The following is a 319-nucleotide window of genomic DNA, read 5'->3' on the forward strand; positions in this document are numbered from 1 at the left end:
TCGCCACCGGCCAGGGTGACCTGGGAGCCGCCCAGCTCCTCGAGCACGCGACCCTGGTCACGCCCAGAGAGGCGCAGGCGCTTGCCGTCGAGGTCGGCCAGGCTCTCGATCGGCGTGCGGCCCATGAAACCCGACTCGTTGTTGAGAATGCCGTAGGGCAGGTAGACCATGTTGAACTCGCCGTAGACCTCCTGGTAGAGGTCCCAGCCGCCCCATTGCAGGATCCAGTTGAGGTAATCGACGGCATTGAGCAAGCTGGTGGTGGTGGCCAGCGGCGAGAAGGCGGGCGAGCGGCCGGCCCAGTAGCCGGGCCAGTCGC

1 pseudogene is annotated in these 319 nt (G+C 67.4%); it reads right to left on the minus strand.

Features of this window, described 5'->3' with window-relative positions:
* Nucleotides 1-319 (minus strand): annotated as a pseudogene (locus DIS04_RS20330) (ABC transporter substrate-binding protein); the annotation flags it as partial.

This window comes from Billgrantia lactosivorans, assembly GCF_003254665.1.
GTDB lineage: Bacteria > Pseudomonadota > Gammaproteobacteria > Pseudomonadales > Halomonadaceae > Halomonas > Halomonas lactosivorans.